Annotated in this window: 13 protein-coding genes and 1 tRNA gene; 4 read left to right on the forward strand and 10 right to left on the reverse strand. The window is 64.0% G+C overall.

Translation table 11 applies throughout. The annotated features are described in order from the left end of the window. Window positions 1–151: 151 nt before the first annotated feature. From SCLO_RS15435 to SCLO_RS15445, 3 genes are all read left to right on the forward strand, one after another. Window positions 152–2,005, forward strand: a complete 1,854-nt coding sequence (locus SCLO_RS15435; protein WP_083949142.1) for a terminase large subunit domain-containing protein — start codon at window positions 152–154, stop codon at window positions 2,003–2,005. Then, window positions 2,002–3,051: a phage portal protein gene (locus tag SCLO_RS15440; RefSeq protein ID WP_066519682.1), complete on the forward strand. Its 1,050-nt coding sequence runs from the start codon at window positions 2,002–2,004 to the stop codon at window positions 3,049–3,051. The genes SCLO_RS15435 and SCLO_RS15440 overlap by 4 nt, the downstream gene beginning before the upstream one ends. Window positions 3,052–3,209: 158 nt before the next feature. After that, window positions 3,210–4,010 carry a DNA adenine methylase gene (locus tag SCLO_RS15445; protein WP_083949141.1) on the forward strand — a complete coding sequence of 267 codons (801 nt, stop codon included), beginning with the start codon at window positions 3,210–3,212 and terminating at the stop codon, window positions 4,008–4,010. Window positions 4,011–4,029: 19 nt separating this feature from the next. Here the strand turns inward: SCLO_RS15445 and SCLO_RS15450 are convergent, their stop codons facing one another. The 6 genes from SCLO_RS15450 to SCLO_RS15470 form a co-directional block, all read right to left on the reverse strand. Beyond that, the gene (locus tag SCLO_RS15450; protein WP_066519673.1) at window positions 4,030–4,317 is read right to left on the reverse strand and encodes an addiction module antidote protein; all 288 of its coding nucleotides are present in this window, start codon (window positions 4,315–4,317) and stop codon (window positions 4,030–4,032) included. A 25-nt stretch (window positions 4,318–4,342) separates the two neighbouring features. Beyond that, a complete protein-coding gene (locus SCLO_RS15455) occupies window positions 4,343–4,633 on the reverse strand; it encodes a type II toxin-antitoxin system RelE/ParE family toxin (RefSeq protein WP_066519793.1) in 291 nt (96 codons plus the stop codon). 70 nt (window positions 4,634–4,703) lie between these two features. Beyond that, on the reverse strand, window positions 4,704–5,009 hold the full coding sequence (locus tag SCLO_RS15460; protein ID WP_066519670.1) for a hypothetical protein: 306 nt from the start codon (window positions 5,007–5,009) through the stop codon (window positions 4,704–4,706). Further along, window positions 5,006–5,173, reverse strand: a complete 168-nt coding sequence (locus SCLO_RS23455; RefSeq protein WP_169800571.1) for a hypothetical protein — start codon at window positions 5,171–5,173, stop codon at window positions 5,006–5,008. Before SCLO_RS23455 ends, SCLO_RS15460 begins: the two co-directional genes overlap by 4 nt. Before the next feature lie 552 nt (window positions 5,174–5,725). After that, window positions 5,726–6,409 (reverse strand): hypothetical protein, encoded by a 684-nt coding sequence (locus SCLO_RS15465; protein ID WP_066519668.1) that lies wholly within the window; start codon window positions 6,407–6,409, stop codon window positions 5,726–5,728. 103 nt (window positions 6,410–6,512) lie between these two features. After that, window positions 6,513–6,589: transfer RNA gene (locus tag SCLO_RS15470), tRNA-Arg, on the reverse strand. Between the two features lie 86 nt (window positions 6,590–6,675). Here SCLO_RS15470 and SCLO_RS15475 point away from each other — a divergent pair. Then, window positions 6,676–7,392: a queuosine precursor transporter gene (locus SCLO_RS15475; RefSeq protein WP_066519667.1), complete on the forward strand. Its 717-nt coding sequence runs from the start codon at window positions 6,676–6,678 to the stop codon at window positions 7,390–7,392. Here SCLO_RS15475 and truA read toward each other — a convergent pair. The 4 genes from truA to SCLO_RS15495 all read right to left on the reverse strand — a co-directional run bounded on the left by truA (window position 7,389) and on the right by SCLO_RS15495 (window position 11,488). Then, window positions 7,389–8,129 carry a tRNA pseudouridine(38-40) synthase TruA gene (gene truA / locus SCLO_RS15480; RefSeq protein ID WP_066519663.1) on the reverse strand — a complete coding sequence of 247 codons (741 nt, stop codon included), beginning with the start codon at window positions 8,127–8,129 and terminating at the stop codon, window positions 7,389–7,391. The two genes, SCLO_RS15475 and truA, sit on opposite strands and share 4 nt — an antisense overlap. Then, window positions 8,126–9,043 carry a methionyl-tRNA formyltransferase gene (gene fmt / locus SCLO_RS15485; protein ID WP_066519656.1) on the reverse strand — a complete coding sequence of 306 codons (918 nt, stop codon included), beginning with the start codon at window positions 9,041–9,043 and terminating at the stop codon, window positions 8,126–8,128. Before fmt ends, truA begins: the two co-directional genes overlap by 4 nt. A 163-nt stretch (window positions 9,044–9,206) precedes the next feature. Continuing rightward, a complete protein-coding gene (lptG, locus tag SCLO_RS15490) occupies window positions 9,207–10,307 on the reverse strand; it encodes an LPS export ABC transporter permease LptG (protein ID WP_083949140.1) in 1,101 nt (366 codons plus the stop codon). Next, window positions 10,304–11,488 carry an LptF/LptG family permease gene (locus SCLO_RS15495; RefSeq protein ID WP_066519784.1) on the reverse strand — a complete coding sequence of 395 codons (1,185 nt, stop codon included), beginning with the start codon at window positions 11,486–11,488 and terminating at the stop codon, window positions 10,304–10,306. The genes lptG and SCLO_RS15495 overlap by 4 nt, the downstream gene beginning before the upstream one ends. Window positions 11,489–11,645 lie beyond the last annotated feature (157 nt).

An 11,645-nucleotide genomic window follows, 5' to 3' on the forward strand; every position in this document is an offset into this window, starting at 1 on the left:
CGGTTCCTGTGTTGGCGGGGGGCTGTCCCTGATTGCAGGGGGCAGAAAGGAACCGAAGGGGCACTGTCTCAAGTCCGCCCTTGTGTAAGGCGCGGCTCTACACAAGCGGCGCGGTGCGGGCGGGCGGAACGGCGCGGCATGGTCCGGCGCGATGTCGACGCCTGTCCCCCCGCAACCCGGCGCACCGTCTGCCATGTGGCAGTTCGATCCGCGCCGCCATGCGCGCAGCCTGTATTGGCGCGGATGGGGCATTACGCAGATCGCCGAAGAATTCGATCTGCATGGCGTGGTGGGCGACAAGGGCAAGCCCATCCCGCGCGCCACCATCGAAAGCTGGAAACAGCGCGACCGCTGGGATGACGCGCCGTCGATCAGGAAAATCGAAGACGGGCTGGAAATCCGCCTGCTGACGCTGATCGCCAAGGAGAAGAAAACCCCCGGCGATCTCGTCGAAATGGACGCCCTGTCCCGGCAGATCGAAAGCCTCGCCCGCGTCCGCCGTTACGATGCACCGGGCGGCCATGCCGGTGACCTGAACGAAAAGGTCAACAACCGGAACGCGGGGCCACGGAAAAAGCCGAAGAAGAACCATTTCACCGCCGAACAGGCGGCCGAACTGAAGCGCATCTTCCTCGACGGCCTTTACGATTATCAGCATCGCTGGTGGCAGGCGAAGGATCAGCGGACCCGCATGATCCTGAAATCGCGCCAGATCGGTGCGACCTATTATTTCGCCTTCGAAGCCCTGATCGACGCGATCGAGACGGGCCGGAACCAGATATTCCTGTCGGCTTCGAAGGCGCAGGCGCACCAGTTCCGATCCTACATCGTCAGTTTCGCGAAACTGGTCGGGGTGTCGCTGACCGGCGATCCCATGCTGATCACGTCCGACCTTCGCCCAGCGGAGGAAGCGGCGGCCGAACTGCATTTTCTGGGCACCAATTTCCGCACCGCGCAGGGCCGCCACGGCAATTTCTACTTTGACGAATTTTTCTGGGTCCATTCGTTCGAAGAATTGAACAAGGTCGCCTCTGGCATGGCGACCCACAAGAAGTGGCGCAAAACCTACTTTTCGACGCCGTCCAGCATCGCGCATCCCGCCTATCCCTATTGGACCGGCGAGCGGCGCAACCGGCGGCGCAAAAAGGCCGACCGTATCGAAATCGACGTCAGCCATGCCGCGTTGGCGATCGGCATGGTCGGGCCGGATCGTATCTGGCGCAACATCGTCAATATCCGCGATGCCGAAGCGGGCGGCTGCGACCTGTTCGACATCGAGGAGCTGGAAGACGAATATGCGCCCGACGAGTTCGCCAACCTGTTCCTATGCGAATTTGTCGACGACAGCCTGTCGGCCTTCAAGTTCAACGACCTGATCGCCTGCGGGTGCGACAGCCTGGTCGAATGGACCGATTTCAACATCGAGGCGGCGCGGCCATACGGCAATCGCTCAGTCTGGGCCGGTTACGATCCGCAGGAAAGCGAGGAGGGCGACAACGCCGCCCTTGTCATCGCCGCGCCGCCGCTGGTCGAGGGCGGACAGTTCCGCATCCTTGAGCGCCACCAGCTGCGCGGCCTCGATTTCGAGCAGCAGGTTGAATTCATCAAGGCCGTGCTGTCCCGATACAACTGCACCTATCTGGGCATCGACGCGCAGGGCGTCGGGGCTGGCGTCTATCAGCTGCTCGCCAAACCGGGAGCCATCCCCGGCTGTTCGGTCGTGAAGATCGAATATTCGCTCGATGTCAAAGCCCAGATGATCATGAAGGCGCAGAACGTCATCCGCCGCGCGCGCATCGCGTTCGATGCCGGAATGCTCGACATCGTTTCGGCCTTCGTGTCGATCAAGAAGACGCTGACCACCAGCGGCCGCAACGTCACGTTCAAGGCGGGGCGCGGCGGCAATGACGGCCATGCCGATCTGGCGTGGGCCACCATGCACATCCTGATGAACGAGCCGCTGGACGGCAAGGAAAAGCCCAAAGGGACAATGGAGATTCTATGAGCAAGCGCGCCCGCAAAATGAACCGCCGCGAAAGCCGCGAGGCCGCCGGCGGCGCGATCGTCGCGGCGAACGGCAATCGGTCGCATGTCGAAGCCTTCACCTTCGGCGACCCGGAACCCGTGCTGGATCGGGCGACCGTGCTGGATATGCTGGAATGCTGGCACAACCAGCGCTGGTATGAGCCGCCGCTGTCGCTGGACGGCCTCGCGCGGGCTTATCGCGTCAGCCCGCACCATTCGAGCGCGATCATGCTGAAGCGCAACATGCTGGCCGCCAGCCTCGACCCGACGCCCTACCTGTCGCGCCGCGCCTTCATGGCGGCGGTGCAGGATTATCTGGTGTTCGGCAATTTCTATTTCGAGGTGAAGCACAACCGCCTAGGCGATCCGCTGCGGCTCGATCATGCGCTTGCGAAATATGTGCGGCGCGGGGTGGAGGAGGGCAGCTATTGGTGGGTGCCGGGATATAAGAACGAAGTCGAATTTCCGCGCGGCCGCGTCATTCAGGTGGCGGCTCCTGATGTCAATCAGGAGATTTATGGCCTGCCCGAATATCTATCCGCCCTGCAATCGGCGCTGCTCAATGAAAGCGCGACCCTGTTCCGCCGCCGCTATTATCTGAACGGCAGTCATGCCGGTTTCATCCTCCATGCGACCGGGCAATTCACCGACGGCGACGTGGACGCGATCCGCGAAGCCATGCGGAAGTCCAAGGGACCGGGCAATTTCCGAAACCTGTTCGTCCACCAGCCGGAAGGGAAGGAAGGCGGCATCAAGGTCGTTCCGATCGCGGAGGTCGGCGCGAAGGATGAATTTCTGGGGATCAAGAACACGACGCGGGACGATGTTCTGGCCGCGCACCGGGTGCCGCCCCAGCTGCTGGGCATCATCCCCGCGAATGCAGGCGGCTTCGGCGATCCGGCCAAGGCGCTGGACAGCTTCCACGAACTGGAAATCGAACCGTTGCAGGCCGTCTGTCTCGAAGTGAACGAAAAGCTGGGCGTCGAAGCCGTCCGCTTCAAGGAGCGGGTGAAAGCCGCCGCCTGATCCATCGCCCGCCGACCGGCGTCAGGCCGGGAAGCGGGGGTGCGCCGCGCTGTCACGCGGTTCACCGGCGAAGCCTAAATTCGCCACGACCAAAGGCCACCCCGGCCTGTCCCGCCCCTCATCCGGGGTGGGCGATCAATGGAAGGCAAATGGTAAACATGACCCTAACCGCAGTTCGTTCTGTGTCCCCCGCCGCTGGCTATATCGGCGGCAAGCGCAATCTGGCGCGTCGGATCTGTGCGATCATCGATCGCATTCCCCATCTCAGCTATGCCGAGCCGTTCGTGGGCATGGGCGGCATTTTCCTGCGCCGCAGCCGCAAGCCGCAGGCCGAAGCGATCAATGACGTTTCGGGCGACGTGGCGACCCTCTTCCGTGTCCTTCAGGAGCATTATGCCTATTTCATCGACATGCTGCGCTTTCGCGTGGCGAGCAGGGCGGAATTCGATCGGCTGAAGGCGTTGCCGCCGGACCGGCTGACCGATCTGCAACGGGCGGCGCGGTTCCTCTATCTCCAGCGGCTTGCCTTCGGGGGGAAGGTCGAGGGGCGGAATTTCGGCGTGGATCGCAGGGCGGGCGCTCGATTCAACGTGACGAAGCTGGAACCGATGCTGGCCGACATTCATGAGCGGCTTTCGGGCGTCGTCATCGAGCAGCTGCCCTATGGCGAATTCATCCGGCGCTATGACGGCGAGGGCGCGCTGTTCTATCTCGATCCGCCCTATTGGGGCTGCGAAACCGATTATGGGCAGGATGTCTTCGCGCGCGAGGATTTCGAGCGACTGGCGGCCCAGCTGCGCGGCATCAAGGGCCGGTTCCTGATGTCGATCAACGACACGTCCGGAGTGCGCGAGACGTTCGCGGCCTTTCCCATGGTCGAAGCTTCGACCACCTACACGATCGGGCCGAAGGCCAAGGAAGTCGGCGAATTGATCGTCAGCAATTTCGCCATCGCATAGGCGAGGCGCGGGCGGCGGCTCAGGCCGCCGCCTCTATCCGCATCCGCAGGCCAAGCGCGGGCAGCACCTTCAGCATGGTCGCCAGCGTCGGATTGCCTTCCGGCCCCAGCGCGCGATAAAGCTGCTGCCGGTTGAGGCCGGTTTCCTTGGACAGTTCCACCATGCCATGCGCGCGGGCGACGATGCCGATAGCCTTGGCGATGATCTGGGCATCGCCGGTCGCGACGGCATCGGCCAGCAGTTCGGCCTGGTCCTCCGGTTCGGTCAGATATTGAGCCGCGTCGAAGCGGCTGAGTTCGATAGTCATGTGTCTGCCCTTCTCATATGGCGGCTCAGGGTATCTGGGCCGCCATGTCCTTTGCCCTTGCTATGTCCCGCTGCTGGGTGGACTTGTCGCCGCCCACCAGCAGGACGATCAGCCTGTTGCCCCGGCGGGTGAAATAGAGGCGGTATCCGGGGCCGAAGTCGATACGCGCTTCCGAAACGCCATCGCCCACCGATTTCACGTCGCCCATCAGGCCGAGTTCGAAGCGGGCGATGCGCCCCGCGATCTTCGACTTGGCCTTGCGGTCGCGAAGGCCGTCGAACCAGTCGGCGAAAGCGGGGGTTTGCTGCGTTTCCATGCTGTCGCTTATATGCGACGTATATCCGGATGTCAACATATAAACGACATATCGGAAGACGCATCGAGCATCAGTCGATGACCTGATCGGCGTTCGGAATAGACGCGATCAGGTCGGCCGTGCTGATGCTCCACGCGCGGGCCAGCGCATCCACTTCGGCGCGGGACACAGGGCCGCCATATTCGATCGCACTAAAGCGCTGGATCGGGATGCCCGTCAGGCGCGACAGCTTGGCCAGGGGCATGCATGCCTGCCGCTGCCACGCGCCGAACCAGCAGTCTCCGGTTCGGATCGCATGGGCCACCGGATGACCCTCCGACCAGCTGTCCAGATGGCGGACGAGGGGCCGTGCCCCCTTGTGACGGGATCGGCTCATCGCGCCTGCTCCTTCAGCTGTTGATCCCACGCCAGCGCGCCCAGCATATAGGGGCCTTCGTCGCGCCGCCCTTCGCGAATATCGCGCAGGAATTCCCGGTTATTGAGACCGCGCGTTTCCAGCGCCGTCGCCACGGCCTCCCGAATGTCGTCGATGCGTTCCATACTACCTCCGATAGATATGGAACATATGATGAACATACTTCGATTCGGTCAATCGGAAATCGGTGGCCGGACGACGCGGCCGCCGCCGTCGCGCAATAATCTTACAGGCCCAGCCAACCCCTGCCGGGCCGATCGGGCAGGCCGCGCCCATCCCCCCGGCCCCGACCCACGCCGATCCGGGCCTGCGCGCCGGGGCCGCCGCCGCCACCCCTCGCCGCGCGCTTTTCCCCCCGCCTCGCCCGCGCGCATTTTATGTCGGTTTTGATGCAGTGTTGAGATGTGGAGCCTGCCGGCTCAACGGCTGGGCCGAAAGCGCATCTCTAGGCGCAAAGGTTTGATGCAATTCGATGCAGCTACGGTGCCGCTGATGCGACAGGAGAGGGGAAGCGCGATCCCAACCTATGGTTCCCTCTGGGAAGCCATCGGTGACGCGCAAGCGGCACCGCTCCCCAACGGTGCGTCGGGAGTGCTTCGTGCCCTTTTCAGGCGGCGGTGGTGGCGGTCCCCTCAAATTGACGTCTGCCGAAGGCAGTCCATTCCCCCTTTTAATTTTTATACCGGGATAGTGTCGGAATTTCCGACTAGCGCTCGCTCGTTAAGATCGAACGTCTTTTCGAGAGCGTTAAGGGCATTGGATAAGGCGGGATCGTCAGGTGCCTTTTGGGGCTTGTTGAGGCTCTGTGGCGCCTTTCCATGCTTTTTGATAGCACGACGCTTGATTGCCGCCTTGAACGCCTCCCAGACGCGGCGTGGGGCCGATGGCAGATCAAAGTGGAATGCGTTGCTGATCTGCTCACGCTGGGGACCGGCCCGTCCGGCTGTTTCCGCCTTCACCGTGCGACGGACCCACTTGAGGCCGAGCCATTTGGCGAACCGCTTGCACGCTTCTATGGCCGTATCACGGTGGCATCCTGCGCGGTCGGCGATCTCCTGATAGCTGGGGTCGAGTCGGCCGGTCTTGAAGTCGATCAGCTTGAGGAAGTTCCAGAGGATGCGCCTGTCGCCGTCCTGCAGCCGATCCGACTCCTTGTATTTGGTGACGCGTTGATGGTGCAGAAGTTCGTCGAATGCCTGCATGACCGAACCGATCCAGTCCCATCCGTCGCGGACGGGCCGGAAAACATCCGCCCGGCGATCGTCAATGTCGTAGCTGTTGCGGCGTGGAGTGCGTTGACGGTCGGGGTTTTTGTGACCCGCGAAGGTGGAGGCGATGTTGCCAATCGAACGCGCGCTCATGCGTGCGCTCCAAGGAAATCGCAGAAATTGCTGGATTGTGTCTTGCGTTCGGCGAGCACATTATGCCCCTTAGAAACGCAAAGTCCCTGAGTTATCTTTTCGTTGGCGACCCCGACAGGATTCGAACCTGTGACCATTCGCTTAGAAGGCGAATGCTCTATCCAGCTGAGCTACGGGGCCGTCGCCGCGTTCGATAGCCGCGCTTGCGCCCGCGCGCAATCGCCTGCGGCATTTGCAATCCGCCGCCGGAACGATATGCATCCTGCATGAGCGACGGGATCAGGAAAATCGACGCGGCGGCGCTGGGCCAGCGGCCGCTGCGCTATTTCGATTTCTTCATGGCGGCCTTCGTCGCGATCCTCCTCCTCTCCAACCTCATCGGCGCGGCCAAGCTGTCGTCGCTGGGCGGCGTCACCTTCGGCGCGGGCATCCTCTTCTTTCCGCTGGGCTATGTGATCGGCGACGTGCTGACCGAAGTCTATGGCTATGCTCGCGCGCGCCGCTGCGTCTGGGCGGGGTTCGGCGCGATGCTGTTCATGGCGCTGATGAGCTGGGTCGTCGTCGCCCTCCCGCCGGCGCAGGGCTGGCCCGACCAGCAGGCTTATGAAGCCGTGTTCGGCAGCACATGGCGCATCGTCTTCGCCTCGCTCGCCGCTTTCTGGGCAGGCGAACTGGCGAACAGCTTCGTCCTCGCCAAGATGAAGGTCTGGACCAGGGGCAGGCATTTGTGGACCCGCACCATCGGATCGACCGTGGTGGGGCAGGGGGTGGACAGCCTGCTTTTCTACCCGCTCGCCTTCTACGGCCATTGGAGCACGGATCAGGTGCTGACGGTGATGGTCACCAACTGGGCGATGAAGGTCACATGGGAAGCCGTGCTCACCCCCGTCACCTATCTGGCCGTCAACACGCTGAAGCGTCGCGAAGGGCTCGATGTCTATGACGAGGGCACCGACTTCACCCCCTTCCGAACGCGCCTCTAGGGATAATCCGCCCGCACGAAATACAACCCGTCCGGCGGTGCATTGAGTCCCAGCGCCGCCCGGTCCCGCGCCTCCAGCGCGTCGCGCAGGTCGCCCACGCGCCACCGCCCCATGCCCACCATGGCCAGGCACCCCACCATCGATCGCACCTGATGATGCAGGAAGGACCGCGCCGCCGCATGGATCGCGATCCGGTCGCCGTCGCGCTCGACATCCAGCCGGTCCAGCGTCTTGACCGGACTCCCCGCCTGGCAATGGACCGACCGGAACGTCGTGAAGTCATGCCGCCCCAACAGAATCCGCGCCGCCTCCCGCATCGCGACTTCATCCAAGGGCTGGATCACCCGCCAGGCCAGCCCGCGCTCCCATGTCAGCGGCGCCCGCCGGTTGGCGATCCGATAGACATAGGACCGCCCCACGCAGGAAAAGCGCGCATGCCAATCCTCCGCCACCGCCTCGCACGCCAGCACCGCCACCGGATGAGGCCGCATCCGCGCATTCAAGGCTTCCATCAGCCGAAAGGGCATGATGTCCTTCGCGACATCGGCATGGCACCGCATCGCCAGCCCATGCACGCCCGCATCGGTCCGCCCCGCCGCATGGATCACGGCCCGCTCCCCCGTCACCGCAAGGATCGCCTCCTCGATCGTCTGCTGCACGCTCGGCCCATGCGCCTGCCGCTGCCACCCCATGAAGGGCCGCCCATCAAACTCCACGGTGAAGGCGAAGCGGGTCATGCGCCCGGGGGAGCAATCCGTTCGCCCGCGGGCATGTCGAACCCGCGCAGCAATTCTCCCGCCGACATCGCGCCCTTGCCCGCCCGCTGGATCAGCGTCGGCCGGATCGCGCCATGGCCGCAGCCGATCAGCAGGCTGTGGTCCAGCAGTTCGCCAGCCGCCCCGTCATGCTCCTCCACCTGTGCCGCCAGCACCCGGAACCGCTCCCCGCGATATTCGAAATATGCCCCTGGAAAGGGATTGAACGCCCGCACCTGCCGCTCGACCCGATGTGCGTCCTGCGAAAAGTCGATCCGTGCCTCCGCCTTGTCGATCTTCGCCGCATAGGTGATGCCCTCTTCCGGCTGGGCCACCGGTGGATGCAGCGACAGGTCGTCCAGCACCTCCACCATCAATTCCCCGCCCGCCAGCGCCAGTTCGTCAGTCAATTCCCCGGCGGTCTTGTCCTCGATCGGCGTCACATGCTTGGCGCGCATCGGCCCGGTATCCAGCCCCGCCTCCATGTCCATGATGGTAACGCCGCTCAGATTGTCGCCCGCCAATATCGCCCGCTGGATCGGCGCCGCCCCCCGCCAGCGCGGCAGCAGCGAGGCATGGATATTGAGGCATCCGAAACGCGGCGCCGCCAGCACCGCCTTGGGCAATATCAGCCCATAGGCCGCCACCACCGCCACATCGGCGTCGAGCGCCGAGAAAGCCTCCTGCACCGCCGCATCCTTCAGGCTCGCCGGCGTCCGCACCTCGATCTCCAACGCCTCGGCGCGGCTGTGCACGGGGGAGGGGCGCAGGGCCTTGCCCCGTCCGGCGGGACGCGGCGGCTGGCTATAGACCGCGACGATGTCATGCCCCGCCTGCCGCAGCGCATCCAGCGCCGGAACCGCGAAATTGGGAGTGCCCATATAGACGATACGCATGGCGGCCTTTTCATCTGGAGATTATGGATTTGCAAACCCGATGCGGCGGGCGGTCAAAGGGGTGGGGTCCAGATACCCACATCCGTTCGGGCCGAGCGAAGTCGAAGGGTCGGCCCGAACGGACGTGGCAATGTCCGCTCCCGCCGAAACCAGCCTTCGCCCCCTATTCCTCGGTCCGGAACAACACCGTCTCGCCCACCAGCAGGAACAGCAGGAACGGCGCCCATGCCGCGAGGAAGGGCGGATAGGCTCCCAGATTCCCCATGGCGAGCGAGAAATTATCCGCCACGAAATAGGCGAAGCCCAGCGCCATGCCCATGACCGCGCGGATGAACAACTGCCCCGAACGCGCCAGCCCGAATGCCGCCACGGACCCCAATATCGGCATCAATATGGCGGAAAGCGGCCCCGACAGCTTGTGCCACAAACTACCCTCCAGTTCCGCCGTGGGCCGCCCCGCATCGTGCAGGTCCGCGATGGCCGAGCGCAATTCGGTGAAGGTCAGCGCGTCGGGATCGACCTTGGCCAGCGTGAACTGCTCGGGCCGGATGTCGCGGCCGAAATGGACCGTGCCCAGTTCCTGCACCGTGCCCCGCGCCACGTCGAACTGCTGCGCGCCTTCCAGCACCCAATCCTTCGCGCGCGCGTCATAACGTCCCTTGGGCGCGCGCACGATGGTCGTCAGGCTGTTGCCCAGCCGGTTGTAGATATGGACGTTGCGCAGTTGCGTCGCCGTTCCCCGTCCCGCCACGATGGCCGCGTTGACGAGGTTGTTGCCGTCCAGCACCCAGGGGTTGGCCTTCACTCCGCTATCCTGCGGGATCGGGCCGTAATCGACGGCCTGCCACGCACTGAGCGCCGCCGTCGAGCGCGCCACCACCCGTTCGTTGAAGGCATAGCTGATGAGCGCCACGCCCAGCGCCGACGCGATCAGCGGCGCCAGGATCTGGTGCGCGGACAGGCCCGCGGCCTTCATCGAGATGATCTCGCTGTTCTGGTTGAGCGTCGCCAGCATGATGAGCGTGCCCAGCAGCACGGAAAATGGCAGGAATCGGGCAATGATCTGCGGCGCGCGCAGGCCGACATAATGCCAGAGCTGCGCGTCGCCATTGCCCGCATAGGCGAGGATGTCGCCCGATTCGCCCAGCAGGTCGAGCATCTGGAGCACCACCACCAGCATCGCCAGCACGGCGAGGGTGCGGGTGAAGAACAGCCGCGCCATGTAGAGGCTGATCTGGCGCGACGGGAAGAAATCGAACATCACGCCGCTCCCTCCGCTTCTGCGTCTTGTGACGTGGACCCGCCGTTGCGCCGGGTGCCCGTCGGCAGGATGCTCCGCAGCTTCTTGCCGATCTTGGCGAAGGCAAATTCCAGCGCGCCGATAGGCTGGCCGCCGGGCCGGTGCGCAATCACATGATACATCCAGAAGATCAGGGCCGCCGTCAACAGGAACGGCCCCCACAATGCGATGATCGGGTCGACCCGGCCCAGCGCCCCGACGCTTTCGCCATATTGGTTGATCTTGTGATAGGTCACGATGAACACGATGGAGAGGAACACGCCCAGCGCCGAAGTCGATCGCTTGGGCGGAATCGCGAAGGCCAGCGCGGCGAGCGGCAGGAGCATCATCATCACCACCTCCACCACGCGGAAATGGAAATTGGCGCGTACCTCGTTCCGCAGCTTTTGCGGCGTGGCGGGGTCATGGGCGATCTGGACCAGTTCGATGATCGTCTTTTCCCGGTCCACGTCGCGCCCGCGGAAACTCTCTATCTGGGGCAGGTCGATGGGCAGGTCGTGGCTGGAGAAGGAGAGGATTCGCGGCGTCTTATATTGGGGCGCATTGTTGACCAGCACGCCGTCGCGCAGGCGGAAGATGATGGTGTCCGGATCGTCCGTCGCCAGGAAGCTGCCCTGCGCCGCCGTCACCGCCAGCGATTGCCCGTTCTTCCCTTCGGCCCGCACGAATATGCCCTGGAGGTTGCGCCCTTCGTCCAGGCTGCGCTCGATCCGCATGGTCATGCGCTTGCCCAGGCTCGTGAACTCGCCGACCTTGATCGACGCGCCCAGAGCGCCCGAGCGCAACTCGAACCGCAGCGCCTCATAGGCATGGCGCGACAGCGGCTGGACGAAGCCGACGATGCCCAGGTTCAGCACCGCCATGCCCATCGCGAACAGATAGGGCACCCGCAGCAGCCGCCCGTAGGACAGGCCCACCGCCCGCATCACGTCCAGTTCCGATGTCTGCGCCAGCTTGCGGAAAGCCAGCAATATCCCCAGCATCAACCCGATCGGAATGCCGAGCGAAAGATATTCCGGCAGCATGTTGGCCAGCATCCGCCACACGACGCTGACCGGCCCGCCTTCCGCCGCGACGAAGTCGAACAGGCTCAGCATCTTGTCCAGCACCAGCAGCATGGCGGCCACGACCAGCGTGCCCAGCATGGGCAGGGCGATCAGGCGGGCAAGGTATCGGTCGATGGCGGTCAGTTTCAATATGTCGTCGTCCCATCACCATGTTTTGGCCGCAAAGCCGGGCCATATCCGATTCAAGGAAAGTGGGGCGAACAGGGGCTCGCCGTCCGATCCGTTCGGGCGGCTA

The sequence above is a fragment of the Sphingobium cloacae genome (assembly GCF_002355855.1).
In the GTDB taxonomy this organism is placed as follows: Bacteria; Pseudomonadota; Alphaproteobacteria; order Sphingomonadales; family Sphingomonadaceae; genus Sphingobium; species Sphingobium cloacae.